Genomic DNA, 23,533 nt, shown 5'->3' with positions numbered 1-23,533 from the left:
GGAGGGGCAATCATGGACATGTCACGGATCGCGGACCAGGGGCTGGTGCTTCTGGGCTGCGGCAAGATGGGTTCCGCCATGCTGGCGGGCTGGCTGGACCACGGCCTGCCCGCCGCTTCCGTGTGGGTGATCGACCCGCACCCGTCCGATTGGCTCAAGGCGCAGGGCGTCAACCTGAACACGCCGCTGCCCGAAGCGCCCGCCGTCGTACTTGTCGCCGTGAAGCCGCAGATGATGGGCGACGCCCTGCCGGCCATCAAGGCGCTGGGCGGCGGCCGCAGCCTGTTCGTGTCGGTGGCCGCGGGAACCTCGATCGCCACGTTCGAAAAGGCGCTGGGCGCAGGCACCCCGATCGTTCGCGCCATGCCCAACACTCCGGCGGCGATCCGGCGCGGAATCACTGCCCTGATCGGCAATTCCCACGCTTCCGAAGCGGATCTGGCGCAGGCCGAAAGCCTGCTCGAGGCGGTCGGTCAGACCGTGCGGCTTGCGGACGAGGCGCAGATGGATGCGGTGACAGGTGTCAGCGGTTCTGGTCCGGCCTACGTGTTCCACCTGATCGAAACGCTGGCCGCTGCAGGCGAGGCGCAGGGGCTGCCGGCCGAGCTTGCGATGCAACTGGCCAAGGCCACCGTGGCCGGGGCGGGGGCGCTGGCCGAGGTCGCCGATGAGGACCCGGCGCAGCTGCGGATCAACGTCACCTCGCCAAACGGCACGACCCAGGCGGCGCTGGAGGTGCTGATGGAGCCCGAAACCGGCTTTCCGGGCCTGCTGAACCGCGCCGTCGCCGCGGCCACCGACCGATCCAAGGAGCTGTCCCGTGGCTGAGATCTCGTTCGACGACTTCCTCAAGGTCGATATCCGCGTCGGCGAAGTGATCCGCGCCGAGCCCTATCCCGAGGCGCGCAAGCCCGCGATCAAGCTGTGGATCGACTTCGGCGGCGAGATCGGCGAGCGCAAGACCTCGGCCCAGATCACCGCGCATTACGATCCGGAAACGCTGGTCGGCAAGCAGGTGCTCGCCGTGGTCAACTTTCCGCCCCGCCAGATCGGGCGGTTCATGTCCGAGGTTCTGGTTCTGGGCTTGCCGGATGAAAACGGCGAGGTCGTCCTGATCGGCCCCGATGGCGAGGTGCCCGTCGGAGGGAGAATGCACTGATGAAGCTGTGGATCACCCGGCCGATGCCGCCCGCGGTCGAAGCGCGGGCGCGTGCCGACTTCGACGTCGAGATCCGCACCGGCACCACGCCGCTGACCCTTGACGAGATGCATCACGCGCTGACCGGGTTCGACGCCGTGATCCCGACGCTGGGCGACATGTTCTCGGCTGGGGTCTTTGCTGCGGTTCCCCGGCCGCGCTGCAAGCTGCTGGCCAATTTCGGCGTCGGCTACAATCACATCGACGTCCTGGCCGCCAAGGCTACGGGGGTGCAGGTGTCGAACACGCCCGGCGCCGTCACAGACGCCACTGCGGATATCGCGATGACCCTGCTTCTGGCTACAGCCAGGCGCGCGGGCGAGGGCGAGCGGCTGGTGCGCTCGGGCCAATGGCAGGGCTGGCACCCGACCCAGATGCTGGGACAACACGTGACAGGCAAGCGGGTCGGCATCGTCGGTCTGGGGCGGATCGGGCAGGCCATTGCGCGGCGCTGCCATTTCGGCTTCGGGATGCAGGTCGCCTATGTGGCGCGCGGCCGGAAGGAGCTGGACTTCCCCGCGGACTTCGCCGCCGACCTGACCGCGCTGGCATCAGGGGTCGATTTCCTGGTGGTCGCGGTTCCCGGCGGAGCAGCGACTCGGCATCTGATCGACGCCGGGGTACTGGACGCGATGAAACCGACCGCCATGCTGATCAACATTGCGCGCGGCGAAGTCGTCGACGAAGCCGCGCTGATCGCCGCGTTGCGGTCGGGGCGCATCGCGGGGGCGGGGCTTGACGTCTACGAGTTCGAACCGAAAGTGCCCGAAGCGTTGCTGGAAATGGAAAACGTCACGCTGCTGCCGCATCTGGGCACCGCGACCGAAGAGGTCCGCACCAACATGGGGCTGATGGCGCTCGACAATGTGGCGGCCTTTGCCGAAGGGCGCGCGCTGCCCAACGCGGTGACGCCCTAGGCTCAGGCGCCCACCGCCTCGCGCCAATGGCGCCGGCAGAGCGAGACGTAGGTCTCGTTGCCACCGATCTGCACCTGCGCGCCTTCGGTGATGGCCTTTCCGTCCGCGTCCTGGCGGATCACCATGGTCGCCTTGCGGCCGCATCTGCAGATGGTGCGCACCTCGCGCATCTCGTCGGCCAGCGCCAGCAAAGTGGCCGAGCCCGGAAACAGCTTGCCCTGAAAATCCACCCGCAGCCCGTAGGCCAGCACCGGAACGTTCAGATCGTCCACCGCCCGCGCCAGCTGCCAGACCTGCCGTTCCGAAAGGAACTGCGCCTCGTCCACGAAGACGCAGGCCACCGGTCCCTTGGACAGGCGCGTCTGGATCATGGCGAACACATCGTCATTCGGCCCAAAAACGTCCGCCTCGGCCTCGATCCCGATGCGCGATGCGATGCGCCCGGTGCCGGCGCGGCCATCGACCGCCGCCGTCATGAGATAGGTGTCCATGCCGCGTTCGCGGTAGTTGTGCGACGCCTGCAGCAGAACCGTCGATTTGCCGGCATTCATGGTGGAGTAGTTGAAGTAGAGCTTTGCCATGAACCGGGTCTAAATCGCTTGGAACCGCCGGGCAAGGCGTGGTTGTCACGAAGACGATCGACGCCGCCGCTGCGGTGCGGGGAACGAGCGCTAGCTCTATGGGGATGGCTGCCCCGCTCCACAACAACGACGCCTTTGGCCGCCAGGCGGCCCTAACATTGCAGGGCTCAATTTTTGCCCCGCTCACACTCATTACCGGCAGGAAATGCCGCCACTCACTCACAAAATCCCTCGCATATCTGAGGGATAGTCAAAGAATGACATTTCAATTATTAGTCAGGAATGGGAAAATCTCCCGCCTTTTCCCCAGAATGGTAGCGGGGCAGGCACACATGGGTTCAGACGGGGGCGGACATGGCGGATATCGGGGCATATCTGAAGAAACACACCGAGGCGCTGGTCAAGGACGTCGGGATCGAGGCCGCATGCGCGATCACGGGCAAGTCCAAGGCGACGCTGGGCCGCTATTATTCGGACAATGCCGAGCATTCCGACAGGTTCATGCCGGTCGATGCGGTGGCCAAGCTGGAAAGCGTAGCGAAGTTCCCGCACGTGACTTCGGCGCTTGCCGATCTCAAGAACATCACCCTGTCGCATGATACCCGCAACTCGACCCCGTCACGGAACGGCGGCGTGAACTCGGACGTGATCGCGCTGAGCCAGCGGTTCGCCATGCTGATGACCGAGTATCAGGCGGCGATGGAAGATCAGATCATCACCGTCAACGAGGCGAAACGCCTGCTGAAGGAAACGGTTCTGCTGCAACAGGTGCTCATCGACATGAAGCTGCACCTGGAAGAGGAAAGCGTCAGCTAGGCATCCTGCGCCGGACGATCACGGACCCCACGGAATACCCCGCTCCGAAGGAACAGATCAGGCCGACATCGCCGTCCTGCAGGTCGTCGGAATGCTTGGAAAAGGCGATGATCGACCCGGCGGACGAGGTGTTGGCATAGTCCTGCAGAATGTTGGGCTGTTCGCCCGGCCCAGGCTCGCGCCCCAGAACCTTCTTGCCGATGAAATCGTTCATCGTCTTGTTGGCCTGATGCAGCCACAGGCGTTTCAGGTCCGAGTTCCCGATCCCTTCCGAGGCCATGTGGTCCGCGATGTGCTGGCTGACCATCGGCAGCACTTCCTTGAAAACCTTGCGGCCGTTCTGCATGAACTGCATGTCGCGGCGGTCGGCGACGCCGTCCGGGCGCGAGCGGCGCAGGAAGCCGTTGTTGTTGCGGATGTTGTTCGAGAATTCGGTGGCGCAGCGGGTCGAAAGGATCTCGAAATGCGGCCCTCTGGCGTCCTCGATTCGTTCGATCAGCGTCGCGGTGGCGACGTCGCCGAATATGAAGTGACAATCCCGGTCGCGCCATTCCAGGTGGCCCGAGCAGATCTCGGGATTCACCACCAGCGCCGCCCTCACCGAGCCCGAGCGCACCATGTCCGCCGCCGCCTGTATGCCGAATGTGGCCGAGGAACAGGCGACGTTCATGTCGAAACCAAATCCCGTGATCCCCAGCGCCTGCTGGATCTCGATCGCCACCGCCGGATAGGCGCGTTCGTGGTTCGAGGCCGCGCAGATCACCAGATCCACGTCCTCGGGCCTGCGGCCGGCCTGTTCCAGCGCCTTCTTGCAGGCGTCAACCGCCATCTCGGTCATGATCCCCGGCTCGTCATCGCTGCGCTGGCGCAGGGTGGGGTGCATGATGTCGGGGTTCAGAACGCCGGCCTTGTCCATCACGTAGCGGTTCTCGATCCCCGACGCCTTGACGATGAACTCTTCCGACGAATGCTGCATCGGTTCCATCCGTCCGGCGGCGATGGCTTCGGCGTTCAACGCGTTCTGTTTGTCGGCATAGGCATTGAATGCGACGACGAGCTCGGCGTTGGTGATCACGTTCTCGGGCGTGAAGACACCGGTTCCGGTGATGGCTGGCGTATACATGGCGCGTCCTGGCGATTTTCGGATTTGCACAAGATGCAGGCGCCATGCCGCCGGATCAAGGGCAGGTGACCTAAGGGAATGCGGCCTTGCCAGCAAAATTTCGCTCTGCGACCCGGGTGCCGCAGGCCGGTGTCTTGCGAGCGCCCGCATCGCGGGCGGAATGTCCGGCGATCAGATCAGCGGCACGAACGGGACGTCACAGGCGGCAAGGCAAAGCGAAGTGGAAAGGATCAGGAACAAACGCATCGGGTTTCTCGTTTTCTGCTCGTTGGCAGCACGATGACGATCCGTCGGAGCCGCGTCAACGGATCGCGCGCGCACGGGACGAAGGCGGCGCTTTCTTGCGCTACGCCGCCGCCCGTCACCCTTGCAGCGATTTCACCTCGAAATCCCCTTCGGCCTGCGCCTTGATCGCCAGCGCCGCGGCGTGGGATCCGGCGGCTGTGGTGAAATAGGGGATCTTGTCATAAAGCGCGATCGAGCGGATGGCCTTGCTGTCCTCGACCGCCTGCGCGCCTTCGGTGGTGTTCATCAGCAGCTGAACCTGCCCGTCCTTGAGCATGTCCACCACGTCAGGGCGACCCTCGTAGACCTTGTTCACCACGTCGCAGGGTACGCCGTGACCGTCAAGCCAGCTTTGGGTGCCGCGCGTGGCCACCAGGGTAAAGCCTTGATCGACCAGCACCTTTGCCGCTTCGAGCATCGCCGCGCCCTTGTCGGCGTCCTTGATCGAGATGAAGGCCCGGCCCTTGGACGGCAGCACCATGCCGGCGCCCATCTGCGCCTTGAGGAAGGCGCGCGGGAAGTCGCGGTCCCAGCCCATCACCTCGCCGGTCGAGCGCATCTCGGGACCCAGGATGGTGTCGACGCCGGGGAAGCGGGCAAAGGGCAGCACCGCCTCCTTGACCGAGAACCACGGCATGTCCGGATCGGCCAGCGTCATCTGGTCGGCGATCTTGGTGTCCTGGCCTTCCTTGTAGGGCGGACGCAGCGGGAAATTCGACAGCGGCTCGCCCGCCATCACCCGCGCCGCGATCGAGGCGATGGCGCTGTCGGTCGCCTTGGCGACGAAAGGCACGGTGCGCGAGGCGCGCGGGTTCACTTCGATCAGGTAGATCTCGTCGTCCTTGATCGCGAACTGCACGTTCATCAGGCCGACCACATTCAGCGCGCGGGCCAGCTTGTTGGTCTGATCCTTGATCTCGGCGAGGATCTCTTTCGACAGCGAATAGGGCGGCAGCGAGCAGGCGGAGTCGCCGGAATGCACGCCGGCCTCTTCGATATGCTGCATGATGCCCGCCACATGCACGTCCTTGCCGTCGCACAGCGCGTCCACGTCCAGTTCGACCGCGCCGGACAGATAGCTGTCCAGCAGGACCGGGTTGGTGCCCGAGACCACGACCGCCTCGTTGATGTAGCGTTTCAGGTGATCCATGTCGCGCACGATCTCCATCGCGCGGCCGCCCAGCACGTAGGAGGGGCGGATCACCAGCGGGAAGCCGATGTCTTCGGCAATCTTCAGCGCCTGTGCGTCGGTCGAGGCGATGCCGTTCTTGGGCTGTTTCAGCCCCAGCTTGTTGACCAGATCCTGGAACCGCTCGCGGTCCTCGGCCAGGTCGATGGCGTCCGGGGTGGTGCCCAGGATCGGAATGCCCTCGGACTCGAGCGCGTTCGCCAGTTTCAGCGGCGTCTGGCCGCCGAACTGCACGATCACGCCGTGCAGCGTGCCGTTCTGCAGTTCGGTGCGCAGGATCTCCATCACGTGCTCGAAGGTGAGCGGTTCAAAATACAGCCGGTCCGAGGTGTCATAGTCGGTCGACACGGTCTCGGGGTTGCAGTTGATCATGATGGTCTCGAAGCCCGCATCGGTCAGCGCGAAACAGGCGTGGCAGCAGCAATAGTCGAACTCGATGCCCTGGCCGATCCGGTTCGGACCCCCACCAAGGATGACCACCTTCTTGCGGTCGCTGGGGCGCGCCTCGCACTCCACCTCGCCCATCATCGGCGCCTCGTAGGTCGAGTACATGTAGGGCGTCTGCGCCTCGAACTCGGCGGCGCAGGTGTCGATGCGCTTGAAGACGGCGGTGACGCCCAGGTTGTGGCGGGCGCGGCGCACGTTCGCCTCGTCGCGCCCGGTCAGCTTGCCCAGGCGCGCATCGGTGAAGCCCAGCATCTTGACGGCGCGCAGGCCTTCCTCGGTCTCCGGCAGGCCGTTCTGACGCAAATCGCGCTCGGCCTCGACGATCTCGCGGATGCGGGCCAGGAACCAGGGATCGAACTTGGTGACCGCGTTGATCTCGTCATCCGACAGGCCGTGGCGCATCGCCTGCGCGATGGTGCGCAGCCGGTCGGGCGTTTGCTGGCTGATCGCCTTGATCACGGCGGCCTTGTCGTCGGCCTCGTCCCAGACGCCCACGTTCAGCCCCGCGATCTCGATCTCGTCGAACCCGGTCAGGCCCGACTCCATCGAGGCCAGCGCCTTCTGCATCGACTCGTGGATGGTGCGGCCGATGGACATGGCCTCGCCCACCGATTTCATCGCCGTGGTCAGATAGGGTTCCGAGCCGGGGAACTTCTCGAAGGCGAATTTCGGGATCTTGGTGACGACATAGTCGATGGTCGGCTCGAAGCTTGCCGGCGTCACCTTGGTGATGTCGTTGTCCAGCTCGTCCAGCGTGTATCCCACGGCCAGCTTGGCGGCGATCTTGGCGATCGGAAAACCGGTCGCCTTCGACGCCAGCGCCGACGAGCGCGACACGCGCGGGTTCATTTCGATCACCACCATGCGGCCGTCTTCGGGATTGATCGCCCACTGCACGTTCGAACCGCCGGTTTCCACCCCGATCTCGCGCAGCACGGCGATCGAGCCGTTGCGCATGATCTGGTATTCCTTGTCGGTCAGCGTCAGCGCCGGGGCCACGGTGATCGAGTCGCCGGTATGCACGCCCATCGGATCGATGTTCTCGATCGAGCAGACGATGATGGCGTTGTCGGCGGTGTCGCGCACCACCTCCATCTCGTATTCCTTCCAGCCCAGCAGGCTCTCGTCCACGAGGATCTGGTTCACCGGCGAGGCGTCCATGCCCGACCGGCAATAGCGGATGTAATCCTCGCGGTTGTAGGCGACGCCGCCGCCGGTGCCGCCCAAAGTGAAGGCGGGCCGGATGATCGCCGGCAGGCCGATGTCGTCCAGCTCGTCCAGCGCCATCTGAACGCCAGCGTCCAGATCGGCCGTGCCGTTTTCCCGCTTGGGTGCGGTGACGATGGTGGCGCGCGGGTTTTCCAGCCCCAGGCGGTCCATCGCTTCGCGGAACAGCTTGCGGTCTTCGGCCATCTCGATGGCCTCGCGCTTGGCGCCGATCATCTCGACGCCGAATTTCTTCAGGACGCCCATTTCCTCGAGCGCAAGCGAGGTGTTCAGACCGGTCTGCCCGCCCATCGTGGGCAGCAGCGCGTCGGGACGTTCCTTTTCGATGATCTTGGCGACGACTTCGGGCGTGATCGGCTCGATATAGGTGGCGTCCGCAAGCCCCGGATCCGTCATGATCGTGGCCGGGTTCGAGTTCACCAGAATGACCCGGTAGCCTTCCTCGCGCAGCGCCTTGCAGGCCTGGGCGCCCGAGTAGTCGAATTCGCACGCTTGCCCGATGACGATCGGCCCCGCTCCAATGATCATGATCGACTGGATGTCGGTTCTCTTCGGCATGGCCAGGTCCCTTCGATTTGCGCGAGTCAGGGGCGCCGCTCGGGCGCCCAAATTGTCGTGCGTTATAGGGACCGCGCGAAAAGGTTCAAGAGGGATCGGAAACAGCGGCGCATTTGCCGCTTTCTCCCCTTTCGCTCGGTCCCGATTTCTCTATATCGCGCCTCACGGCAAATGGGGATGCTATTGCGTATTCGTTTCGATCAGGGTCCGGCCGGGCCGGGCACGTGTTTCGACCGGCCGATGCGGATGATCCGGGCCGATGACCCGGCCGCAGTGCCCGGCGCGCTGGCGGCGCTGGACGCGGCGCGGGCGCAGGGCGCGTGGCTGGCGGGTTATGCCAGCTACGAACTGGGCTATGCGTTGGAACCCCGCCTCGCCGCGCGGATGCCATCGGACCGGCGTCTGCCCCTGTTGTGCTTCGGCGTCTACGATGCGCCGCGCACCCGATCCCTCCCCGGCGTCGGCGGCGGCGTCACGCATTTCGCGCCGCGCTGGGACGAGGCGCGATATTCCCGCGCTTTCGCCGCCGTTCATGCGGCCATCGGCGCCGGGGACATCTATCAGGCCAACCTGACCTTTCCGATCGACCTGGGCGTCGAGGGCGACAGCGCCGCGCTTTATGCTGCGCTGGCCGAACGCCAGCCCGTCGGCCACGGCGCGCTGGTCCAGCAGGAGGGGCTGCCGGATCTGCTCAGCCGCTCGCCGGAACTGTTCTTCCGCACCGATGCGGATGGCGTGATCGAAACCCGCCCGATGAAGGGAACCCAGCCTCGCAGCGCCGATCCAGCCGAAGACGCCCGCCGCCGCGCGTTTCTCGCCTCGGACGAAAAGAACCGCGCCGAGAATCTGATGATCGTCGATCTTCTGCGCAACGACATCTCGCGCGTGGCGCTGCCGGGCTCGGTCAAGGTGCCGGAACTGTTCAAGGTCGAAACCTACGCCACCGTGCACCAGATGGTCTCGCTGGTGAGGGCGCAACTGCGCGCCGATGCGGGGCTGGCCGAGATCCTGACCGCGCTGTTCCCCTGCGGCTCGATCACCGGCGCGCCCAAGATCCGCGCGATGGAGATCCTGTCGGAACTGGAGCCCTGGCCGCGCGACATTTATTGCGGCACCATCGGCTGGGCCGCCCCCGACGGTCGATCGGAGTTCAACGTGGCGATCCGCACGCTGGCCGTCGAGGGCGCGCGCGCCACGCTCAACGTGGGCGGTGGCGTGGTCTGGGACAGCACGGCCGCATCCGAATACGAGGAGGCGCTATGGAAAGCCCGCTTTGCCCGCCAGCTGAGCCTGGTTTCCGCCTGATCGAAACCCTGGGCTTTCGGCCCGGACAGGGATTTGCCCGCCGCGACCGGCACCTGGCGCGCATGGCCCGGTCGGCGGCCGCGCTGGGAATGCCCTTCGATCCGGTCTGCGCGCGGGACACGCTGGAGAAGGCCGTGGGCAGGACGGCCCTGCGCTGCCGCCTGACGCTGGATGTCGCGGGCAAGTTCGACCTGGCGACCGCCCCTTTGACCGATGCGCCTCCGGTCTGGCGCGTCGGCGTGTCCGAGACCCGGCTTGCCTCGGGCGACCCTTGGCTGCGCCACAAGACCACGAAACGCGCCGTCTACGACGCGGCGCGCGCCAACCTGCCCGCGGGCATCGACGAGGTCCTGTTTCTGAACGATCGCGGCGAGCTTTGCGAAGGCACGATCACCAACCTGTTCGTCGAAACACGGGACGGCCGGCACGTCACGCCGCCCCTGTCATCCGGCCTTCTGCCGGGCATCCTGCGCGAACTGCTTCTGGAAACCGGAGAGGTCGCAGAGGCGCCGTTGACCTTGACCGATCTGCAAAACGCCAAAAAAATCCACGTGGGCAATTCTTTGCGCGGCATGATCCGGGTGGAACTGGTTTTGGTGTGAGCAGAAAAAGGACAGCATCAAGCGTAACACCGGCGCAGGTGCGGCTGTGCGTAGAATTCGGGCTGTTCTACCTTGCCGCGCCCCTGCTGATCGCGCTGCTGGCCCCGCCCGACTGGATGTTCCCGGCGCTGTTCGCCTTCACGGCGCTGGGCATCGCATTGCTGCATGTCACGCCCGGATTCTCATGGGCCGAACTGCGCTACGACTGGCGCAACTGGTCCTGGGCCGAGCTTGTCGCCTTCGCCTTGGTCATGACCGTCTTCTGCGTCGCAGTCGTCCAGGCGACAAGGCCCGAGGCGGCGTTCTTTCTGCTGCGCAACAGGCCCGAATTGCTGGCCGCCATCCTTGTCGGCTATCCCCTGGCTTCGGCGCTGCCGCAGGAACTGCTATTTCGACCGCTGTTCTACCGCCGCTATCACGCGATCCTGCCGAAGGGCCGCGCGGCCTATCTGCTGAACGCCGCGATCTTTTCCTTCGCCCACCTGATGTACTGGAGCTGGATCGTCGCCGCGATGACCTTTGCCGGAGGACTGGTGTTCTCCTGGGCCTATCGCCAGCGCGGCTCGTTCTTCTACGCGGTTCTGCTGCACGCGGTGGCGGGCAACATCATCTTCGCCGCCGGTCTGGGCATCTTTTTCTTCTCGGGCAACGCACAGCGGCCCTTCTGACCTTTGCCGGGGTCATTCGGCTGCGTCGCGCATCTGCCCGTCCGCCGCATACAGATAGTTGCGGGTCAGCGGCACCGCGTCGCGGCGATGGCCGAGTTGCAGCTGGAACACCGTCTGGTCGCGTTCCTCGAAGACCAGCATGCAGATGGTGAGGTAGAACCGCCACATGCGGATGAAGCGGTCGTCGTACATCTCGCGGATCTGATCCAGGTTCTCGTCGAACCGCTCCAGCCAGCAGCGCAGGGTCATGGCGTAGTGCAGCCGCAGGCTTTCGATATCAAGGTGCCACAGGCCGGTATGCGCGATGGGCTCCACCAGTTCCGACAGCGAAGGCACGTAGCCGCCGGGAAAGATGTACTTTTTCAGCCAGGGCGACTGGTTCGTGGGCGGCCCGTTGCGCCCGATCGTGTGGATCAGGGCGACCCCGTCGGGCTTGAGCAGGCTGGCGACCTTGCCGAAGAACTCGCCGTAATGCGGCGCGCCCACGTGTTCCAGCATTCCCACCGAAACGACGCGGTCGAATTCGCCCTCAAGCTCGCGATAGTCCTGCAGGCGGATTTCGACGCGGTCCTGCAACCCGGCCCGCGCGGCGCGTTCCGTGGCCGCGTCGTGCTGGTTTTGCGAAAGGGTCAGCCCGGTGACCTTGACCCCGTGATCCCGCGCCAGGGTCAGGGCCAGACCGCCCCAGCCGCAACCGATGTCCAGCACCCGCAGCCCGGGCTTGAGATAGAGCTTGCGCGCGATATGCGCCTTTTTGGCGGCCTGCGCCTGATCCAGCGTCAGGTCGGGCGTGGCGAAATAGGCGCAGCTGTACTGCATGTCTTCATCCAGCATCAGCCGGTAGAAATCGTCGGACAGGTCATAGTGATGCGCCACGTTGCGGCGGGCCAGGCGCAGCGTGTTGCGCTGCAGGATGGGTCTCAGCAGATAGTGTACCCGGTCCTTCCAATAGTAGACCGCAGGGAAATTGCCCTGGGCCACGTTGCGAATCGTCACCCGCATCACGCCTTCCAGCGTGCTGTCGCCGGTCGTGATCGCGCCGTCCATGTAGCCTTCGCCAAAGGCCAGCTCGGGGTTCCGGCACAGCCGGGCCAGCAAGGCCTTGTCCTTAATCCGGATTTCCGGGGCGGGCTCGGTTCCGTTCCCGTAGACCCGGACGGTTCCGTCCGGATAGGTCACCCGCAACGCGCCGTTCGAGATCAATGAACGCAATACTCGATCCAGTGTTTTCTGCCACATGATCCTTGTCTCTCCTGCCCGGAGTGGCGGGCATCTTGAAATAGGGGTCGCGTGAATCGATACCACAGCGTTGGAAATATACTACAAAATCAAGATTTGTCGGTATTTTAGCTGCCTTCTGGCCCGCCCGGCGGCGGAACCCTTGACTTCCCGGGCGCATCGCGGTGTATCGGCGCGACGAATTCTGCGCCCGAAGGGATATGACCGATGCACGCCTACCGCAGCCACACCTGCGCCGATCTGACCGCCGCCAATGTTGGTGAAACCGTCCGACTGTCCGGTTGGGTGCACCGGGTGCGCGATCACGGCGGCGTGCTGTTCATCGACCTGCGCGACCATTTCGGGGTGACGCAGGTGCTATGCGACGGCGACAGCGCCGCCTTCGCGGAACTGGAAAAGGTGCGCTCGGAATGGTGCATCCGCATCGACGGCACCGTCAAGGCGCGCGACCCCGAGCTGATCAACCCCAAGCTGGCGACCGGCGAGATCGAGGTCTACGTGCGCGAGTTCGAGGTGCTGGGCAAGGCCGAGGAACTGCCGCTGATGGTCTTCGGGGATCAGGAATATCCCGAGGAAACCCGCCTGCGCTATCGCTATCTCGACCTGCGCCGCGAGGCGATGCAGCGCAACATGACGCTGCGCTCGGACGTGGTGGCCTCGATGCGCCGCCGCATGTGGGACAGCGGCTTCCGCGAATACCAGACCCCGATCATCACCGCCTCCAGCCCCGAGGGCGCGCGCGACTTCCTGGTGCCCTCGCGCCTGCATCCGGGCAAGTTCTACGCGCTGCCGCAGGCGCCGCAGCAGTTCAAGCAGTTGATCATGGTCTCGGGCTTCGACCGCTATTTCCAGATCGCGCCCTGTTTCCGCGACGAGGACCCGCGCGCCGACCGCTCGCCGACCGACTTCTACCAGCTTGACCTCGAAATGAGCTTCGTCACCCAGCAGGACGTGTTCGACACGATCCAACCGGTGCTGACCGGCATCTTCGAGGAATTCGGCAACGGCCGGAAGGTCGACAAGGTCTGGCCGCAGATCTCGTACAAGGACGCGGCGCTGTGGTACGGCACCGACAAGCCCGACATGCGCAACCCGATCAAGATGCAGGATTGCTCCGAACATTTCCGCGGTTCGGGCTTTGCCATCTTCGCCAAGCTGCTGGAGCAGGAAGGCACCCAGATCCGCGCCATCCCGGCGCCGGGCGGCGGTTCGCGCAAGTTCTGCGACCGCATGAACGCCTTCGCCCAGAAAGAGGGTTTGCCGGGGATGGGCTATATCTTCTGGCGTGAAGGCGAGGACGGCATGGAAGCGGCCGGGCCGCTGGCCAAGAACATCGGCCCCGAGCGCACCGAGGCGATCCGCCTGCAACTGGGTCTCGGCAAGGGCGACGCGGCGTTTTTCCTGGGCGGCAAGCCCAAGACCTTTGAAAAGGTTGCGGGCAAGGCGCGCGACGTCATCGGCGAGGAACTGGAACTGACCGACAAGAGCCGGTTCGCCTTTGCCTGGGTCGTGGATTTTCCGATCTACGAAAAGGACGAGGAAACCGGCAAGATCGACTTCGAGCACAACCCGTTCTCGATGCCTCAGGGCGGGATGAAGGCGCTCGAGGGCGATCCGCTCGAGGTGCTGGGCTATCAGTACGACCTGGCCTGCAACGGCTACGAGATCCTGTCGGGCGCGATCCGGAACCACAAGCCCGAGATCATGTTCAAGGCCTTCGAGATCGCCGGCTATGGCGAGGCCGAGGTGCGCCGTCGCTTTGGCGGCATGGTCAACGCCTTCCACTATGGCGCCCCGCCGCATGGCGGCTGCGCCGCGGGCATCGACCGTATCGTGATGCTGCTGGCCGATACGGTGAACATCCGCGAAGTCATCATGTTCCCGATGAACCAGCGCGCCGAGGACCTGATGATGCAGGCCCCGTCGGATCCGACTTCGGATCAGCTGATGGAGCTTGGCCTGCGCGTCATCCCGCAGGAATGATGCAAAGCGCCGCGCGCTCCGGCGGGCGGCGCCGCGGTTTTCGGATGCTCGACAACAAGGCGGACGCTTCGGGAGGCGCAGGTCGCCCGCGTCCGGCATTCCCGCGGCTCAGGATGCGGTCGCAGTCTCGCTAGATGCCATGCCCGGGAACGTCGGCCGGGCAGGGACCCGCGCCCGAAAGCGTGACGCCCCTGGACAGGTCCGACCGGGTGTCCGAGGCCGTCAGGATGAGGCTGCCTATCCAGCCGCCCGTACGCGCACGCCTCAGTCGGATGGCCCGGGCTATGTTGCGCGTATGCAGATAGGCGCCAAGCGCGACCAGGGCGAGCGCCGCCAAACATATTTCGGCCATTTCAGATCGCCTCGCGCCGGTCCAGCCGGTTTTGAACCAGCCCCGCCAGGCGCGCAGCCGCCGCCGTCGCCGGCACACCCCGCGCCCGCGTTCGGGCGAGGGTGCGCGCGGCTTCGGCCAGTGCGTAATCCCCGGCCGAATGCGCGACGCCGCCGGCGAACTGCGTCACGTAGTCCAGCACCCGCTCGTCCCGCGCTTTGGTCAGGACGTCTGCGATATGGGCCATGTCCTCCCGATAGGCGATGGAGTCGGGGCGAATGACCTCGTCGGTCAGCCGGCATGGGACCGCCGATCGGCGATCCTCGGGCAATAGCGACAGGATCCGGTCCTGAAAATCCGCAAGCGATGTCACCGGTTTGGCCAGGAACCCGTCCGCGCCCGCCGCCAGCGCGATCCCTTCGGCCAAGTCGTCGCCCGAGGTGCCGAGGATCGCGCCGATCCTGGGCGCCGCTTTGGCCAGTTCCTCGATCAGCCCGGCCCCCGATCCGTCGGGCAGGCCCAGATCCACGACGGCCACCGACGGACGGTAGAGCTGCAGATGGCGGCGTGCGGATTTCAGGCAATCGGCCCGCCGCAGCCGGGCGCCGCTGCGCAGGCACATCAGGCGCATGGCTTCGCATGCATATCGGCTGTCCTCGACCAGCAGGATCGTCAGGCCCAGAAGCGGTCTGGACGGGCAGGGCGGGCGGTGCGGGGCGGCGAACAGGTCCGAATCATCCATGGCGGGTTCCCTTCTGCGGTCGCTCCATTGCTAGGAAAAACCGGCTAACGGATGGTTAATGGGCGCTTTGGCGCACTTGCCCTTTGCCGGGGGAGCCCCCATAACCCATGGCAACCCGAGGCAAGAGGAGACACCCATGATCGGCCGGCTGAACCACGTCGCCATCGCTGTTCCTGATCTGGAGGCAGCGTCCGAACAATACCGCACGGCGCTGGGCGCCAAGGTCGGCGCGCCGCAGGACGAGCCCGATCACGGCGTCACCGTCGTTTTCATCGAACTGCCCAACACCAAGATCGAGCTTCTCTATCCCCTGGGCGAAGACAGCCCGATCAAGGGGTTCCTCGACAAGAACCCGTCGGGCGGCATCCATCATGTCTGCTACGAGGTCGAGGACATCATCGCCGCCCGCGATCACCTCAAGGAAACCGGCGCCCGCGTGCTGGGCTCGGGCGAGCCCAAGATCGGCGCGCATGGCAAGCCGGTGCTGTTTCTGCACCCCAAGGACTTCAACGGCTGCCTCGTCGAACTTGAACAGGTCTGACGCCGCCCCTCCGGAGCCCCTGCCATGACGATCACCGCCGCCCTGGTCCTATTCGCCGTCATCTGGTTCATGACCTTCCTCGTGGTCCTGCCCATCCGGGTCAAGACCCAGGGGGATCTGGGCGAGATCGTGCCGGGCACCCATGCCGGCGCGCCGGAAGAGCATCACCTGAAGAAAAAGGCGTGGATCACGACGCTGATCGCCGTGATCCTGTGGGTGGTCATCGCCGGGATCATCATCTCGGGCCTGATCAGCGTGCGCGATTTCGACTGGATGAACAGGCTCGGCCCGCCCGACTGACCGGCTGCGGGCCGGCCGTGTGTGACCGGAGGGAAAGCGGATGCCCGGTTGGCTGTTGTTTCTGGTCTATCTCGGCCTGGTGCTGGCGCCGCTTGGGCTTGCCGTGGCGCAGGGCATTCCGCCGCGGTCTCTGTGGGACGAACTGGCCACCGGCGCCGGGATGCTGGCCACCGTCGTCCTGCTGGTCGAATTCCCGCTCTCGGGACGGTTCCGGCTGATCTCGCGCCGGATCGGCATGGACGTGACCATGCGCTGGCACCAACTTCTGGCGCGGGTGGCGCTGGTGCTGGCGCTGATCCACCCCTTTCTCTACCGGGCTGAACGCAACCCGGCCTATCCCTGGGATGTGACCCGGCAACTGACGCTGTCCTGGCAGCCCGAAACGATCCTGCCGGGTGCGGCGGCCTGGGTGCTGCTGCCGGTGCTGGTCGGACTCGCGCTGTCGCGGAACGGGCCGGGCAAACGCTATGAAATCTGGCGGCTGGCGCATGGGCTGACGGCCCTGGCGGTCGCGGTCTTCGTGCTGTGGCACGCGCTGGTGGCGGGACGCTACAGTTCCGATCCGGTGCTGGCGGGATTCTGGCTGGGGCTGGGCGGCATCGCCGTTCTGTCGCTGCTGCGGGTCTATCTGCTGTCACCGCTCGCGCGGCTGCGGCGGCCCTGGCGGATCACGCGCGTCGCCAAGGTGGCCGAACGCACCTGGGAGATGGTGCTGGCCCCGGACGGCCATGACGGGATGCGGTACGAGGCCGGTCAGTTCGCCTGGCTGCATGTCGGGCGCAGCCCGTTCTCGGTGAACGACAACCCGTTCTCGATCGCTTCGGCGCCCGCCGAGGGCCCCGAGATCCGCTTCGTCATCAAGGAACTGGGCGATTTCACCCGCAGCCTCGGCAGGATCGAACCCGGCGCGCGGGCCTATCTCGACGCGCCTTTCGGCAGCCTGACGCTGGGCGGGCAGACCGCCCCGGGCGTGGCGTTGATCGCAGGCGGCGTGGGCGTCGCGCCGATGCTGGGCCTGTTGCGCGAATTGCGGGCGAAGAACGATCCGCGCCCGGTGACGCTGATCTACGGCAACCGCGCCGCGTCGCAGATCGTCGATGGCGCGGAAGTGGCCGCGATGGAGCAGGCGGGCGGGCTGCGGCTGGTCCACACATTGTCCGAACCGCCCGAGAACTGGCAGGGCGAGGTCGGCATGATCGACCGTGCGCTTCTTGAAAAGGTGTTCGCGGACCCGGCGCAGCGGGACTGGGTCTATGTCCTCTGCGGCCCGCCCGCGATGCTCAGCGCGGTCCGGCGCGACCTGATCGCGATGGGCGTGCCCGCCCGCCGGATCCTCAGCGAATCCTTCGTCTACGACTGACCGCGCGCCCGGGCCCGGTCGTTCAGGCCGTGGAAGATATGGGTGAAGGTCGCGGCGCCGATGATCGGGACCAGCAGGTTGACGACCGGCACCGACAGCGGCACCGCCATCAGCGTGCCGGCGATCCAGATGGTCGGCATGTGCTGCGCCCTGAGCTTGCGCGCGCCTTCCCGCCCCAGACGTCGCATGGCGGCGAGCGTGAAGTATTCCCGCCCCAGAAGGAACCCGTTCAGCCCCCAGAAGATCAGCGGCGCCAGCGGCGTGAAGACGACATAAAGGATCAGCGCCAGCAGGTTGGCCGCGATCAGCACCCCCAGAAAGCTCAGCGTATCGGCCAGACCGTCCATGAAGGACACGCCCGGCACTTTCGGCAACTGCGGATAATGCCGGTCCTCGACCGCCTGCGCCACCTCGTCCAGAAACATCGAGGTGATGGCCGAGGCGACCGGCACCATCAGCACGACCGACAGCAGCAGCATCAGCGGCAACAGCGCCCAGCTCAGGACGTTGCCGACCCAGGTGACGGTGCCGATCCAGGGCAGGGTCACCGTGTCGCCGACGAACAGGCCCGCGCCCCAGACCACCGCCGAGGTGAACCCGAAGAGCAGCGCGAAGGTCAGGCCGACCCCAATCAGCAGCACCTTGCGGAACCTGTGATCCCCGATCTGGCCCAGCGCCAGGAAGAACGAGTTGACGATGATCATTCCGAAACCCATTCGGTAATGGCATCGACATCCGGGCGCGGCCGTTCCGGCGGGGCGGCGCCTTCGGTCGCGATATGCACGAAACCGACGATCCGCTCGTTCTCCGCCAGTCCCAGCGCCTTTTCGCAAAAGCCACGGTCATGCGCCTGCCAGCCGCTCAGCCAGTTCGCGCCCCAGCCCGCCGCAAGGGCGGCGTTCAGCAGCGCCAGGCAGACTGCCCCGGCGGAGTAGGTCTGTTCGATGGCCGGGATCTTGTCCGACGGTTTCTGCACCTCGATCACCGCGACCGCCAGATGGCCCTGGTCGAACTGGCTGCGCGCCTTGGCGATTTCTTCGGGGGATTTGCCGAGGGCCTTGCCCGTGGCCTCGGTCATGTCCGCCAGACGCGGCATCGCGCCCTTTTCCAGCACGACGAAACGCCACGGTTCGAGCTTGCCGTGATCCGGGCTGCGCGCGGCGGCGGTCAGAAGCGGCTGCAACTGCTCGCGGGTCGGCGCCGGGGCGACCAGCGTCTTTGCCGGGCGCGACCGGCGCGACAGCAGGAATTCGAGGGCGGCGGGGTTCTCCAGCGACATATGTGAAACCTTTTTACATAAGCCCCCTGTATCTCGGTCAGGCAGGCGGGCGTTTCAAGGGTAAAATGAAGGTGACCGTGGCATTCCGGCGATGCGCCTTGGCCCCGGCCTGTTATCTTGTCAGCAGGTTCGAGGAGACGCCATGCCCAGGATCATCATCATTCTCTTTTGCACATCCGCCGTTCTGTCCGCCTGCCAGCCGGCCGCGACCGGACCGGATACCGGGATCGAGGGGCTGCCCGGCGGTCTCGCCCCGGCGCATGGCCGCACCCCCGAAGAGCGTGCCGCGGCCAACGCCTATTACTACGGCCCGCGCGGCGACGAATTCTGAGCCCCCGCGCAGGACTAGGTTTTTGCTATGACCCCTGAGCCGGCGTTTCCCGGATCTGGTACACCCCTTCCGGCAGGTCCAGCGCGGCGGCCAGGTCGCGCAGCTGTTCCGGCGACAGGGTGATCTTGTGGATCTGGTCGGTGCGGGGATCCAGTTGCTCCAGCGTGACGCATTCGGCGAAACTGTTGATGACCACGTCCTCCTGCAAGGGCGCGTCGCCTTCGTCCACCAGCGTGATGACGGTCGAGTCGAACTCGTGCTCAATCGTAAACATGACCTCACAGTGACGGCCGCCCCGAACGATTGCAAGCCATTGACGCGGCCGCTTTGGAGTGGAAGACCGCATCGTCGCGGGCTAATCTCCTGGTCCGACGACTTGAAAAGAAAGGCCCCCTGATGCGCCGGATCGCCCTGCTTCTGGTTCTCGTTCTCTCCGCCTGCGAGGTCACGGCCCCGCCGCCGGCGACCGTCCCGGCGCCGCAATCTTCGGCGCTGCCCCCGAACACGCGCGTGGCCGCCAAGAATTTCGACGCGGTCAGCCAGGCAGTCGGGGCGCAGGCGCGGGCCGAATGCAAGCGCCGCACGTCCGGAGGCAATTGCGACTTCCGCATCCTGATCGACCCGGACAAGCGCGCGCCCGCCAACGCCTACCAGACCCTCGACAAGCAGGGCCGGCCGGTGATCGTCTTCACCCAGTCGATGATCGCCTCGACCCGAAACGGCGACGAACTGGCCTTCGTGATGGGGCACGAGGCGGCGCATCACATTCGCGGCCACATCGCGCGGCAATCGCAGAACGCGGCGGTCGGGGCCATCGTCTTTGGCCAGCTTGCCGGCCTGACCGGTGGCAACGCGGCCGCCATCGACGCGGCGCAGCAGCTGGGCGCTGTGGTGGGCGCCCGCAGCTATTCCAAGGAGTTCGAGCTCGAGGCGGATCAGCTTGGCACCATCATCACTTACAACGCAGGCTACAATCCACTGGTCGGAGTGCTGTTCTTCGACCGCGTCCCCGATCCCGGCAACCGGTTCCTGGGTTCGCACCCGCCCAACGCGCAGCGGGTTCAGGCCGTGAACCAGACCGCCCGCCAGTTGGGCCTGATCCGGTGACGCAACTGGTCCGCCTTGGCGTGGTCCTGACCGACCGCGGCTCGAAATACGCCGTGACCGGGGCGCCTGCGACCAGCCGGGCCGAGGTGGACGCGGTGCTAGCCCAACTCAAGGCCGACCGCTCATACGCCAAGGCCACCCACAACACCTGGGCGGCGGTGCTGCCCACCGGCGCGCTCAAGGCCGATGACGGCGAGTCCGGCGCCGCCATGGTGATCCTGCGCATGATGGAGCGCGCCGGCCTGCAAGACCACGTCATCATCGTCACCCGCTGGTACGGCGGCAAGAAGCTGGGCGGTGACCGCTTCCGCCGGGTGCAGGATGCGACCCGCGCCTATCTCGACCACATCGGACTGGCGTCTTGACCTGAGTCAATGGCAACGCGGCCAACAACGGGTAGGTTCTGTCCCATCAGCGCGACAGAAAGGATCACCCGATGACCGACCGCGACACGCTCAGACGCCACGCCGACCTGGTGGATCGGATGGCATCCACGCTGGGCATCGACCTGCAGGAGACCGCGATTTCCGGCAACGTCTCGTCGGACGAGATCTCGGATGCGGTCCTGCGCTGCACTGATTGCCCGAACCCCGACAACTGCGCGAGTTATCTCGCCCGCGTGCATCACTCGGGCCTGACGCCCGAATATTGCCGCAACCAGGACCTCTTCGCCCGTCTCACCCCCTGACCCCTGGACCCCGCCATGCCCCCGCTCGGAAAGATAATGACCCATCTCCGCCTCGTTCTGGGGATGGGCCGCGCGACCGGGACGGACATCGTGGCGGCGCACGAGGAAGGCCGGCTCAGCCAGGAAGACTGGGCCGGGATGGTGCAGACCTGCCGGGCCTGCGAGGACGCCGGCGGTTGTCGGGCATGGCTGGACCAGAACGAAAGCGTCGAGGACGCACCGAAATCCTGCGCCAACCGCGCCCGTCTGGCGGCGCTGAGGAGAAAACAGAAAGAGGACGAATGATGCTACAGATCTCGCTGGGCGATATCGAAAAGCACTTCTGGCTCACCCGCTCGGTCGCCCGCTGCATGGACGTGTCCCTGTCCGAGGCGATGGCCGAAGGTCGCCTGACCGAGCAGGGCTATGCCGAGATGGTCACCCGGTGCCGCGCCGCCGACTGCCACCGCCAATGCGAACTCTGGCTGGCGACGCGGCAGGCCTGCGCCGAAGCCGCGCCAGAGTTTTGCGCCAATGCCGATGTCCTGAACCGGCTGAAGTGATCAGAGCTTGGAATGCGTCCCGTCGCAGAGCGGCTTTTTCGACGAATGCTTGCAGCCGCAAAAGAACACCTTCTTGTCCGCCTCGGCCGTGTATTTCACCGGCTCGAACGCGCTTCCCTTATGTGAGCCGTCGCAAAAGGGCTGCTTGCCGGATTGCCCGCAGGCGCACCAGAAGTAGGTCTTGCCTTCCTTGACCTCGACAGGGAACGGCCCTTTCTGGGCGATGTTGGGGGCGTCTGACATGTGGCTCTCCTCGCTGGCTGATGTCTGGGGCAAAGCATAGCTGAGGTTTGCCGGATTGGTAGGCCGGGATTCGCGCAAACCTGCCCGATCTATGAACAATTCCGTCTGCGATTCTCCGCTCCGACGGCCGCGCCCGACCCGATTCGGTTGCCACGGCGCATTCGAGGGCGTAACCTGATGGAACCCCGGTTGGTTGGGGAAAAAAAGTTGAGAAATAAAGGATTGAAGGACATGAAACTGAAACTCGCTGCCTTTGGTGCATTCGCCCTGGTCCTGACCGCCTGCGCGCAGCAGGAAGAGCCCGAGCCGGTCTACGTGCAGCCCTCCTATGACAAGTATGGCGCTGCCAGCTGCCCGACTGGCTATCAGTTGGCAACCACCGAGGCCGGTCAGACCGTCTGTTCGCCGGTCAGCTGACGATTTCCTGACAGGCGGCCCTTTGCGGCCGCCTGTTCCCGCCTTTGCGGTCCGTTCCTAATCCTCTGACGCAATCTCCATCGCCTTCGCGAGCCGCGCGACGGGGATGGCTATGATGACGCTTTCCCCGTCCACCACCGCCACGCTGGACAGCACGCCCACGACCCGAGGCGTCCCCTCCATATCGGCCAGAACCGGCGCGCCGGAATCGCCCGACATGGCCGCGCAGGGCAGCAGGAACACGCCCTGTTGCGGGCGGATATCCGGAGCCCCGCAATCCCGCGCCACCGCCAGCACGTGCTGGCGCAGCCCCGCATAGCCGGCCAGCGCAAGGGGCTGCCCGGTCAGCGCCGCCGCTATAAGATCGCCGGTTTCAAGAAACCCCACGTCCCGGCCGATCGGCTCTTTCAGGACCAGCAGGGCCCAGTCCTGGGCCGGGCCGCCCTCGAAATCGCGGGTCGCAGTGTCCTTCACCGGATCCAGAACGAACCGCTCCACCTGCGACACGGCCACTCCCTCGCCGCGCTGGTATCCGGCCACGAAGCGGATGCTTTCCGGCGGGATCCACGACTTGCGGGGGTGGTTGTACAGGCAATGCGCGGCGGTCAGCACGACCCGCTCCGAGATCAGCGTGCCGGTGCAATGGCTCCTGACCTGGGTGCTGGCGAAATTGACCCGCCCGACCGCCCGCCATGGGCTTGCCGATGCATCCACGATCTCGCGCTGGCGGATCGCCTCGCACCCCTGCGACATCCGGTTCCCGGAGCGGCAGATCGCATTGAATTCCGGCGCGAACGCCTTGCCGCCCGTCATCCCCGCATCCGGCGATTGGGCGAAGGCGGAGGCCGCAGCCACAATCATCATGGCCGGGATCAAGGCTGTCGCGGTCTTGTGTTTCGCGGTCACGTGGCCCCCGTTCCGGCAATTCCCTTCCCTGATCTGAATGATGGGACGGCGCGGGCGGAATGTCGATGCAACAATCCCGTCGCCTGCGCGCGAACCCGGCTGGACGGGGCGACGCAGTTGGGCTTTCCTGCGGACACGACACGCGCCTGCCCCTGCAATTCCCCGGACGGAGGACCGATGCGATACTTTCTGACCCGCCTGAAATCCAGAACCGTCTGGAGCTGGGCCGGCTGCGCCGACACCTGGCAAAGCGAATATTCCTTTCGGGCCTGGGTCTGGGCCAACCTGATCTCGGCCGCACTGGCGTTCCTGCTGCCGCTCGGCACCGCCGAACGCGCGCTGATCCTCGCGCTGGGGATCCTGGTGCTGGTCGCCGAACTGTTCAACACCGCCATCGAGCGGGCGGTGGACCACACCTCGACCGACCACCACGAACTGGCAGGTCAGGCCAAGGACGCCGCCAGCGCGGCGGTGGCGCTGACCGCCGTGGCCGCGGGCGTGGTCTGGGTGGTGGTGCTGGTGGGGTTGGTCTAAGGCCCCGCTCAAAAATTACCACATCGTTGTGAACAAAGTCGAAAGTCTTAAAGTGCTTAAGAGCGTCAACTCCA

The 23,533-nt window shown here is 65.7% G+C and carries 30 protein-coding genes; 19 read left to right on the top strand and 11 right to left on the bottom strand.

Annotated features, from left to right (window positions below):
• The first annotated feature begins 12 nt into the window (after positions 1 to 12).
• The 3 genes from proC to FGK63_RS01690 are packed head-to-tail and all read left to right on the top strand — an operon-like array spanning position 13 to position 2,115.
• Positions 13 to 828 carry a pyrroline-5-carboxylate reductase gene (gene proC / locus FGK63_RS01700; protein ID WP_138839869.1) on the top strand — a complete coding sequence of 272 codons (816 nt, stop codon included), beginning with the start codon at positions 13 to 15 and terminating at the stop codon, positions 826 to 828.
• On the top strand, positions 821 to 1,159 hold the full coding sequence (locus FGK63_RS01695) for a tRNA-binding protein (protein ID WP_138839868.1): 339 nt from the start codon (positions 821 to 823) through the stop codon (positions 1,157 to 1,159). The genes proC and FGK63_RS01695 overlap by 8 nt, the downstream gene beginning before the upstream one ends.
• A complete protein-coding gene (locus FGK63_RS01690) occupies positions 1,159 to 2,115 on the top strand; it encodes a 2-hydroxyacid dehydrogenase (RefSeq protein ID WP_138839867.1) in 957 nt (318 codons plus the stop codon). Before FGK63_RS01695 ends, FGK63_RS01690 begins: the two co-directional genes overlap by 1 nt.
• 2 nt (positions 2,116 to 2,117) lie before the next feature.
• Here FGK63_RS01690 and FGK63_RS01685 read toward each other — a convergent pair whose 3' ends face one another.
• Positions 2,118 to 2,696 (bottom strand): thymidine kinase, encoded by a 579-nt coding sequence (locus tag FGK63_RS01685; RefSeq protein ID WP_138839866.1) that lies wholly within the window; start codon positions 2,694 to 2,696, stop codon positions 2,118 to 2,120.
• A gap of 354 nt (positions 2,697 to 3,050) precedes the next feature.
• Here FGK63_RS01685 and FGK63_RS01680 point away from each other — a divergent pair, with 354 nt between their 5' ends.
• Positions 3,051 to 3,512, top strand: a complete 462-nt coding sequence (locus tag FGK63_RS01680) for a hypothetical protein (protein WP_138839865.1) — start codon at positions 3,051 to 3,053, stop codon at positions 3,510 to 3,512.
• Here the strand turns inward: FGK63_RS01680 and FGK63_RS01675 are convergent.
• Positions 3,505 to 4,635: a beta-ketoacyl-ACP synthase III gene (locus FGK63_RS01675; protein WP_138839864.1), complete on the bottom strand. Its 1,131-nt coding sequence runs from the start codon at positions 4,633 to 4,635 to the stop codon at positions 3,505 to 3,507. The two genes, FGK63_RS01680 and FGK63_RS01675, sit on opposite strands and share 8 nt — an antisense overlap.
• A gap of 361 nt (positions 4,636 to 4,996) precedes the next feature.
• The gene (carB, locus tag FGK63_RS01670; protein ID WP_138839863.1) at positions 4,997 to 8,341 is read right to left on the bottom strand and encodes a carbamoyl-phosphate synthase large subunit; all 3,345 of its coding nucleotides are present in this window, start codon (positions 8,339 to 8,341) and stop codon (positions 4,997 to 4,999) included.
• 177 nt (positions 8,342 to 8,518) lie between these two features.
• On the opposite strand from carB, the gene FGK63_RS01665 reads away from it, so the two are divergent.
• The 3 genes from FGK63_RS01665 to FGK63_RS01655 are packed head-to-tail and all read left to right on the top strand — an operon-like array spanning position 8,519 to position 10,916.
• On the top strand, positions 8,519 to 9,646 hold the full coding sequence (locus FGK63_RS01665) for an aminodeoxychorismate synthase component I (RefSeq protein ID WP_138839862.1): 1,128 nt from the start codon (positions 8,519 to 8,521) through the stop codon (positions 9,644 to 9,646).
• Positions 9,601 to 10,248, top strand: a complete 648-nt coding sequence (locus tag FGK63_RS01660; protein WP_138839861.1) for an aminotransferase class IV family protein — start codon at positions 9,601 to 9,603, stop codon at positions 10,246 to 10,248. Before FGK63_RS01665 ends, FGK63_RS01660 begins: the two co-directional genes overlap by 46 nt.
• On the top strand, positions 10,245 to 10,916 hold the full coding sequence (locus FGK63_RS01655; protein ID WP_138839860.1) for a CPBP family intramembrane glutamic endopeptidase: 672 nt from the start codon (positions 10,245 to 10,247) through the stop codon (positions 10,914 to 10,916). The genes FGK63_RS01660 and FGK63_RS01655 overlap by 4 nt, the downstream gene beginning before the upstream one ends.
• Positions 10,917 to 10,928: 12 nt before the next feature.
• Here the strand turns inward: FGK63_RS01655 and FGK63_RS01650 are convergent, their stop codons facing one another.
• Complete coding sequence (locus FGK63_RS01650; protein WP_138839859.1) at positions 10,929 to 12,155, bottom strand: SAM-dependent methyltransferase; 1,227 nt, start codon at positions 12,153 to 12,155, stop codon at positions 10,929 to 10,931.
• Between the two features lie 207 nt (positions 12,156 to 12,362).
• On the opposite strand from FGK63_RS01650, the gene aspS reads away from it, so the two are divergent.
• Positions 12,363 to 14,138 (top strand): aspartate--tRNA ligase, encoded by a 1,776-nt coding sequence (gene aspS, locus FGK63_RS01645; protein WP_138839858.1) that lies wholly within the window; start codon positions 12,363 to 12,365, stop codon positions 14,136 to 14,138.
• A gap of 130 nt (positions 14,139 to 14,268) precedes the next feature.
• Here the strand turns inward: aspS and FGK63_RS01640 are convergent, their stop codons facing one another.
• Complete coding sequence (locus FGK63_RS01640; protein WP_138839857.1) at positions 14,269 to 14,490, bottom strand: hypothetical protein; 222 nt, start codon at positions 14,488 to 14,490, stop codon at positions 14,269 to 14,271.
• A gap of 1 nt (position 14,491) precedes the next feature.
• Complete coding sequence (locus FGK63_RS01635; protein WP_138839856.1) at positions 14,492 to 15,211, bottom strand: response regulator; 720 nt, start codon at positions 15,209 to 15,211, stop codon at positions 14,492 to 14,494.
• A 136-nt stretch (positions 15,212 to 15,347) separates the two neighbouring features.
• On the opposite strand from FGK63_RS01635, the gene mce reads away from it, so the two are divergent.
• The 3 genes from mce to FGK63_RS01620 are packed head-to-tail and all read left to right on the top strand — an operon-like array spanning position 15,348 to position 17,412.
• Positions 15,348 to 15,752: a methylmalonyl-CoA epimerase gene (gene mce, locus FGK63_RS01630; protein WP_138839855.1), complete on the top strand. Its 405-nt coding sequence runs from the start codon at positions 15,348 to 15,350 to the stop codon at positions 15,750 to 15,752.
• A 24-nt stretch (positions 15,753 to 15,776) separates the two neighbouring features.
• Positions 15,777 to 16,052, top strand: coding sequence for a DUF1467 family protein (locus FGK63_RS01625; RefSeq protein WP_138839854.1), 276 nt, complete (start codon positions 15,777 to 15,779; stop codon positions 16,050 to 16,052).
• A gap of 40 nt (positions 16,053 to 16,092) precedes the next feature.
• Positions 16,093 to 17,412 carry a ferredoxin reductase family protein gene (locus tag FGK63_RS01620; protein WP_138839853.1) on the top strand — a complete coding sequence of 440 codons (1,320 nt, stop codon included), beginning with the start codon at positions 16,093 to 16,095 and terminating at the stop codon, positions 17,410 to 17,412.
• On the opposite strand, the gene FGK63_RS01615 is transcribed toward FGK63_RS01620, so the two are convergent.
• Together FGK63_RS01615 and FGK63_RS01610 are read right to left on the bottom strand one after the other, a co-directional pair.
• A complete protein-coding gene (locus tag FGK63_RS01615; RefSeq protein WP_138839852.1) occupies positions 17,403 to 18,116 on the bottom strand; it encodes an EI24 domain-containing protein in 714 nt (237 codons plus the stop codon). The two genes, FGK63_RS01620 and FGK63_RS01615, sit on opposite strands and share 10 nt — an antisense overlap.
• Positions 18,113 to 18,691 (bottom strand): nitroreductase family protein, encoded by a 579-nt coding sequence (locus FGK63_RS01610; protein WP_138839851.1) that lies wholly within the window; start codon positions 18,689 to 18,691, stop codon positions 18,113 to 18,115. Before FGK63_RS01610 ends, FGK63_RS01615 begins: the two co-directional genes overlap by 4 nt.
• Before the next feature lie 142 nt (positions 18,692 to 18,833).
• On the opposite strand from FGK63_RS01610, the gene FGK63_RS01605 reads away from it, so the two are divergent.
• Positions 18,834 to 19,022, top strand: a complete 189-nt coding sequence (locus tag FGK63_RS01605) for a hypothetical protein (protein WP_171052542.1) — start codon at positions 18,834 to 18,836, stop codon at positions 19,020 to 19,022.
• Between the two features lie 25 nt (positions 19,023 to 19,047).
• Here the strand turns inward: FGK63_RS01605 and FGK63_RS01600 are convergent, their stop codons facing one another.
• A complete protein-coding gene (locus tag FGK63_RS01600) occupies positions 19,048 to 19,296 on the bottom strand; it encodes a hypothetical protein (protein WP_138839849.1) in 249 nt (82 codons plus the stop codon).
• Between the two features lie 122 nt (positions 19,297 to 19,418).
• On the opposite strand from FGK63_RS01600, the gene FGK63_RS01595 reads away from it, so the two are divergent.
• The 5 genes from FGK63_RS01595 (at position 19,419) to FGK63_RS01575 (ending at position 21,359) form a co-directional block, all read left to right on the top strand.
• On the top strand, positions 19,419 to 20,129 hold the full coding sequence (locus FGK63_RS01595) for a M48 family metalloprotease (RefSeq protein WP_138839848.1): 711 nt from the start codon (positions 19,419 to 19,421) through the stop codon (positions 20,127 to 20,129).
• Positions 20,126 to 20,494, top strand: a complete 369-nt coding sequence (locus FGK63_RS01590; protein ID WP_138839847.1) for a YigZ family protein — start codon at positions 20,126 to 20,128, stop codon at positions 20,492 to 20,494. Before FGK63_RS01595 ends, FGK63_RS01590 begins: the two co-directional genes overlap by 4 nt.
• Positions 20,495 to 20,565: 71 nt before the next feature.
• Positions 20,566 to 20,817, top strand: coding sequence for a DUF6455 family protein (locus FGK63_RS01585; protein WP_138839846.1), 252 nt, complete (start codon positions 20,566 to 20,568; stop codon positions 20,815 to 20,817).
• 15 nt (positions 20,818 to 20,832) lie between these two features.
• Positions 20,833 to 21,102, top strand: a complete 270-nt coding sequence (locus tag FGK63_RS01580) for a DUF6455 family protein (RefSeq protein WP_138839845.1) — start codon at positions 20,833 to 20,835, stop codon at positions 21,100 to 21,102.
• Complete coding sequence (locus tag FGK63_RS01575; RefSeq protein WP_138840426.1) at positions 21,102 to 21,359, top strand: DUF6455 family protein; 258 nt, start codon at positions 21,102 to 21,104, stop codon at positions 21,357 to 21,359. Before FGK63_RS01580 ends, FGK63_RS01575 begins: the two co-directional genes overlap by 1 nt.
• Here FGK63_RS01575 and FGK63_RS01570 read toward each other — a convergent pair whose 3' ends face one another.
• Positions 21,360 to 21,602, bottom strand: a complete 243-nt coding sequence (locus FGK63_RS01570; RefSeq protein WP_138839844.1) for a CDGSH iron-sulfur domain-containing protein — start codon at positions 21,600 to 21,602, stop codon at positions 21,360 to 21,362.
• A gap of 231 nt (positions 21,603 to 21,833) precedes the next feature.
• On the opposite strand from FGK63_RS01570, the gene FGK63_RS01565 reads away from it, so the two are divergent.
• Positions 21,834 to 22,019: a hypothetical protein gene (locus FGK63_RS01565; RefSeq protein WP_138839843.1), complete on the top strand. Its 186-nt coding sequence runs from the start codon at positions 21,834 to 21,836 to the stop codon at positions 22,017 to 22,019.
• A gap of 57 nt (positions 22,020 to 22,076) precedes the next feature.
• Here the strand turns inward: FGK63_RS01565 and FGK63_RS01560 are convergent, their stop codons facing one another.
• Entirely contained in the window at positions 22,077 to 22,925 is an 849-nt protein-coding gene (locus FGK63_RS01560) for a trypsin-like serine peptidase (RefSeq protein ID WP_246043890.1), read from the bottom strand.
• A gap of 177 nt (positions 22,926 to 23,102) precedes the next feature.
• Here FGK63_RS01560 and FGK63_RS01555 point away from each other — a divergent pair, with 177 nt between their 5' ends.
• Positions 23,103 to 23,459, top strand: coding sequence for a diacylglycerol kinase (locus tag FGK63_RS01555; protein WP_138839842.1), 357 nt, complete (start codon positions 23,103 to 23,105; stop codon positions 23,457 to 23,459).
• Positions 23,460 to 23,533 lie beyond the last annotated feature (74 nt).

This window comes from Ruegeria sediminis, from assembly GCF_005938215.1.
GTDB lineage: Bacteria > Pseudomonadota > Alphaproteobacteria > Rhodobacterales > Rhodobacteraceae > Ruegeria > Ruegeria sediminis.
The sequence above is the reverse complement of the archived record's forward strand: the minus strand, read 5'-3'. Positions and strand labels throughout refer to the sequence as shown.

Bases quoted from the DNA above. Each gene is read 5' to 3' on its own strand.
- proC (WP_138839869.1), top strand. From the start codon at position 13: ATGGACATGTCACGGATCGCGGACCAGGGGCTGGTGCTTCTGGGCTGC.
- FGK63_RS01690 (WP_138839867.1), top strand. From the start codon at position 1,159: ATGAAGCTGTGGATCACCCGGCCGATGCCGCCCGCGGTCGAAGCGCGG.
- FGK63_RS01685 (WP_138839866.1), bottom strand. From the start codon at position 2,696: ATGGCAAAGCTCTACTTCAACTACTCCACCATGAATGCCGGCAAATCG.
- FGK63_RS01680 (WP_138839865.1), top strand. From the start codon at position 3,051: ATGGCGGATATCGGGGCATATCTGAAGAAACACACCGAGGCGCTGGTC.
- FGK63_RS01675 (WP_138839864.1), bottom strand. From the start codon at position 4,635: ATGTATACGCCAGCCATCACCGGAACCGGTGTCTTCACGCCCGAGAAC.
- carB (WP_138839863.1), bottom strand. From the start codon at position 8,341: ATGCCGAAGAGAACCGACATCCAGTCGATCATGATCATTGGAGCGGGG.
- FGK63_RS01665 (WP_138839862.1), top strand. From the start codon at position 8,519: ATGCTATTGCGTATTCGTTTCGATCAGGGTCCGGCCGGGCCGGGCACG.
- FGK63_RS01660 (WP_138839861.1), top strand. From the start codon at position 9,601: ATGGAAAGCCCGCTTTGCCCGCCAGCTGAGCCTGGTTTCCGCCTGATC.
- FGK63_RS01650 (WP_138839859.1), bottom strand. From the start codon at position 12,155: ATGTGGCAGAAAACACTGGATCGAGTATTGCGTTCATTGATCTCGAAC.
- aspS (WP_138839858.1), top strand. From the start codon at position 12,363: ATGCACGCCTACCGCAGCCACACCTGCGCCGATCTGACCGCCGCCAAT.
- FGK63_RS01640 (WP_138839857.1), bottom strand. From the start codon at position 14,490: ATGGCCGAAATATGTTTGGCGGCGCTCGCCCTGGTCGCGCTTGGCGCC.
- FGK63_RS01635 (WP_138839856.1), bottom strand. From the start codon at position 15,211: ATGGATGATTCGGACCTGTTCGCCGCCCCGCACCGCCCGCCCTGCCCG.
- mce (WP_138839855.1), top strand. From the start codon at position 15,348: ATGATCGGCCGGCTGAACCACGTCGCCATCGCTGTTCCTGATCTGGAG.
- FGK63_RS01625 (WP_138839854.1), top strand. From the start codon at position 15,777: ATGACGATCACCGCCGCCCTGGTCCTATTCGCCGTCATCTGGTTCATG.
- FGK63_RS01620 (WP_138839853.1), top strand. From the start codon at position 16,093: ATGCCCGGTTGGCTGTTGTTTCTGGTCTATCTCGGCCTGGTGCTGGCG.
- FGK63_RS01615 (WP_138839852.1), bottom strand. From the start codon at position 18,116: ATGATCATCGTCAACTCGTTCTTCCTGGCGCTGGGCCAGATCGGGGAT.
- FGK63_RS01610 (WP_138839851.1), bottom strand. From the start codon at position 18,691: ATGTCGCTGGAGAACCCCGCCGCCCTCGAATTCCTGCTGTCGCGCCGG.
- FGK63_RS01605 (WP_171052542.1), top strand. From the start codon at position 18,834: ATGCCCAGGATCATCATCATTCTCTTTTGCACATCCGCCGTTCTGTCC.
- FGK63_RS01600 (WP_138839849.1), bottom strand. From the start codon at position 19,296: ATGTTTACGATTGAGCACGAGTTCGACTCGACCGTCATCACGCTGGTG.
- FGK63_RS01595 (WP_138839848.1), top strand. From the start codon at position 19,419: ATGCGCCGGATCGCCCTGCTTCTGGTTCTCGTTCTCTCCGCCTGCGAG.
- FGK63_RS01585 (WP_138839846.1), top strand. From the start codon at position 20,566: ATGACCGACCGCGACACGCTCAGACGCCACGCCGACCTGGTGGATCGG.
- FGK63_RS01580 (WP_138839845.1), top strand. From the start codon at position 20,833: ATGCCCCCGCTCGGAAAGATAATGACCCATCTCCGCCTCGTTCTGGGG.
- FGK63_RS01575 (WP_138840426.1), top strand. From the start codon at position 21,102: ATGCTACAGATCTCGCTGGGCGATATCGAAAAGCACTTCTGGCTCACC.
- FGK63_RS01570 (WP_138839844.1), bottom strand. From the start codon at position 21,602: ATGTCAGACGCCCCCAACATCGCCCAGAAAGGGCCGTTCCCTGTCGAG.
- FGK63_RS01565 (WP_138839843.1), top strand. From the start codon at position 21,834: ATGAAACTGAAACTCGCTGCCTTTGGTGCATTCGCCCTGGTCCTGACC.
- FGK63_RS01555 (WP_138839842.1), top strand. From the start codon at position 23,103: ATGCGATACTTTCTGACCCGCCTGAAATCCAGAACCGTCTGGAGCTGG.